The organism is Streptomyces sp. NPDC025793 (genome assembly GCF_055558375.1).
Window position 1 is genome coordinate 1 of sequence record NZ_JBVHMR010000125.1, and the last position, 3,476, is coordinate 3,476.

Consider the following 3,476-nt stretch of genomic DNA (forward strand, 5'->3'; position numbering starts at 1 on the left):
AGTTCAGATGCTGATGGGCACCGTGCCCGCCCGCATGCGCGAACCGTCGTCAGTGCGCGGAGTGCACCGGTTCGCTGATCAGATTCTCGGCGTATTCGACCAGGGCATTGATGGTGGAGTACTTCCAAGCGGCCATCTCGTCGATCTTCACACCGAGATTGTCCTCGATTTCGGCGATGATGCTCATGGTGTACACCGAGTCCATCCCGTACTCCGCCAGCTCGAACTCCGGGTCGATCTTCTCTGCCGGCAGTTCGAGATAGTAGGCAACCCGCTCGATGAGCCACGCTCGGAGCTCTTCGGGCGAGCTGTCACGGTGCACCGTTGTCACAACGTATTCCATTCTCTTGGCTGACATGACGGACGTATGAGTGCAGGAAGAGCGGCTGACCGATTCGTTCCGGGTCAGTCGTTCTTCAGACGGGCGGACAGAGCGTCGGTCAGCTCCTCGTGCAGCGGCTTCAACTCGGAAGCTGCAAAGAGCTGTTTCATCAGTGTGCGCTGGATCTTGCCGCTGGTGGTCTTGCGGACACGGCCGGGTCCGACGAAGACGACGCTGGGGACAGGGATGCTGAACTCGCGCACCAGGGCCCGCTGGATGCTCCTGGCCAACGCACGGTAGTCGTCTTCGTCCAGACCGCGCGGTCTGATCTCCTGGACCACCACGACCGAGCCCTCGGGCCTGTCCAGCGTGAGGACCGCGCCGGCTCCGGTGGCCAGCCGTGGATCGACCGTGCGGACAGCCCGCTCCAGGTCGTGCGGGTAGAGATTGCGTCCACGGATGATCAACACTTCCTTGAGGCGGCCGGTGACGTAGAGCTCGTCCTCGTGGATCACACCGAGATCCCCGGTGCGGAAAAAGTCCGCCTCGTCACCGAGGCTCTGATTGAACGTCTCGGCGTTCAAGTCGGCCCGGCCCCAGTACCCCTGGGCGACGCTGTCGCCTCGTACCCAGATCTCACCGACCTTCCCGTCCGGTAGTGCCGCACGTGTCCCGGTGTCCACGATTCGCACCCGTGACCGATCCACCGTTCCACTGCCGACCAGCTCGCGCCCTGCTGCCCCGGCGTCCGTGACAACGAACTCCCCCTGGGCCAGCAGTTCGGCGTCGACCGACGTGATCACCGGTCTGCTGTCGGCACGTGTCCCGGTGACCAGCAGCGTCGCCTCGGCGAGCCCGTAGCACGGCAGGAACGTCTCGGGCTTGAAGCCGACCGGCCCGAACTTCTCCTCGAACTTGGCCAGGGACTGGGCCTGTACCGGTTCGGCACCGTTGAAGGTGACCCGCCAGCCTGACAGGTCCAGCCCGCGGACCTTCTCCTCCGAGACGGTCCGTACGCACAGGTCATAGGCGAAATTCGGTGCCACGGTGAAGTCGGCCTTCAGTTCGCCGAGGAGCTCCAGCCAGCGGTAGGGGCGCCGCAGGAACTCGGTCGGCGAGGTGAGCACGCTGTAGCCGCCGACGTAGAGCATCCACAGCACCTGCCCGATGAGCCCCATGTCATGGATGACCGGCAGCCAGCAGAAGGAACGACTGTGCGGTCCGCCGTCCGCACACTCACTGATCAGCCTCATGTTGCTGAGCAGGTTCCCGTGCGTGATCATGACCCCCTTGGGGTCGCTGGTCGAACCGGAGGTGTACTGCAGCAAGGCCAGTGTGTCCGGCGTCAGATCGGGTTCGGTCAGGCTCGCGGCGAGGGCGGAGTCCATCGTACGGACCGCACCACAGGGCAGGGCGGTCCCGAGTTGGTCGGCAAGCCACCGCTCGAGCTTCTCGGCGCCGTTCGCATCGGAGAGAGCGAAGGCGGTCCGGGCGTCCTGAACGATCTTGTTCACTCGGTCCTCTGACGAGCTGAAGCCTTCGGGCATGGGTGCCGGCACGGCGACCATGCCCGCGTAGAGGCAGCCGATGAAGCCGACGATGAAGTCCAGGCCCGGCGGGAAACACAGCAGTACCCGGTCGCCCGACGCGCCGCCCTGCTTGGTGAGCCAGCCGGCCACGATGCGCGCCTGAGCGTCCAGCTCACGGAACGAGAGTGAGTCGTCGATCCGACCGTCACTCATGTCCCGGATGTAAGCGAAAGCTATCCGATCGCCGTGGGTCTCGGCCTGTTGCCGAACGACGTCCACGAATGTGCTGGCGAGCCGCGCTTCCAACTTTGCCTCCAAGCCTTCCTTCGGTGCCGGGTGGCGTGCTAACGGATGGTCGAGAGTAATTGGCCCGACTTAAGCGGCGCTTAGGCCGGATGGGATTTTCGGAGTATCCGAAGATCCAGTGACCCGGGGGTTAACTGTCGGTAGCGGGCCGGGGTGTGTGAGCCGATGCTCCACGCCGGTCGGCGGGTGGGCCGCTACCTCGACCCTGCGCCCTCAACCCGGCGACGAGACAACTAAACGTCCGCCAGGGGCCCTACAGGGCGACGAATTGATGGAGCGATATGCCATGTGGAGCGTACCTGACGGTGGAAGCCTCGCTGCCGCCGGGGCCGCCATGCATCCGCAAGGGCACTCGATCATGCCACGTTCTGTGACCGTACGGCCGTGAGATCGAGGGGCGGATCACTCGGGCCCGCACTGCTCGGAACTCTGCACGCGGTGAAGATGCTTTGCTTTCTCACGGGGGCAAAATGGGACTTTTGCATCGAAAGGGCGGTTGACGGCGTGCAATGCAAGTGTTTGGATGACACGCGTCAAGTGATCGCTGTGACCAAAGCGGACATGACGGACTGCACGGGGGATGTGTATTAGCTGTGTCTTTGTATGTCGGATTCTCTCTGACGTCACTCACGCCTTCATGGCGAAGGGCTTCTTGTTGTAGGAGCCCTCGCACCGCTGCGTGAACTCATACCCGCTCTCTGCCCACCCGAGATCGCTGGATCGACAGGGCAGGTTCTGAGGAGTGGGCGATGCTGCGTTGTGCATCTTCCTGAAACAGGTGTCGAGCCATGCCGCCAAGTCATGGTCCATGACGGCTCGTCAGCGTTCTCACCATCAATAGCCGTGTTATGACTGTGAGGTATCCCTATGTCGAACCCCTTTGAGAACGAGGACGGGAAGTACGTCGTTCTCCGCAACGAGGCTGGGCAGCACTCCATGTGGCCCAACTTCGTAGAGGTGCCAGCTGGTTGGTCCGTCGTTTACGGTGAGGACTCCCGGCAGAACTGCCTCGACTACGTCGAGCGCTCATGGACCGATATGAAGCCGCTCACCCGGGCTGAATGAGCCCTTCGGTTCAGCCGTGCCCATGCCGGGCGGGCTTCGGGGACTGATTGTCATCGACTTGCAGCAGAGGGGCGCGGCGTGCGTCCCTCGGCAGAGGCGTGACCAGGTGCGCGCTGCTCTGCCTACGTCCGGCGACTCAGGCCGCTGGGCCGGCCGCCGCAGGGAAGCGACAACCAGGCGGATCACACCCACCTGTTCCTTGCGGGCACTGACGCGGACTGGCTAGTACGGCGCATCAGCGTATGAACGGTCTG

General features: G+C 63.6%; 3 protein-coding genes. 1 reads left to right on the forward strand and 2 read right to left on the reverse strand.

Annotation, left to right across the window (positions count from 1 at the left end):
* Window positions 1-49: 49 nt before the first annotated feature.
* Window positions 50-358 carry an acyl carrier protein gene (locus tag ACZ4MF_RS48735; protein WP_467500867.1) on the reverse strand — a complete coding sequence of 103 codons (309 nt, stop codon included), beginning with the start codon at window positions 356-358 and terminating at the stop codon, window positions 50-52.
* Window positions 359-405: 47 nt separating this feature from the next.
* Window positions 406-2,130, reverse strand: coding sequence for a fatty acyl-AMP ligase (locus tag ACZ4MF_RS48740; protein ID WP_467500871.1), 1,725 nt, complete (start codon window positions 2,128-2,130; stop codon window positions 406-408).
* An 894-nt stretch (window positions 2,131-3,024) separates the two neighbouring features.
* Here ACZ4MF_RS48740 and ACZ4MF_RS48745 point away from each other — a divergent pair.
* A complete protein-coding gene (locus ACZ4MF_RS48745) occupies window positions 3,025-3,222 on the forward strand; it encodes an MbtH family protein (RefSeq protein ID WP_467500869.1) in 198 nt (65 codons plus the stop codon).
* The last annotated feature ends 254 nt before the right edge of the window (window positions 3,223-3,476 follow it).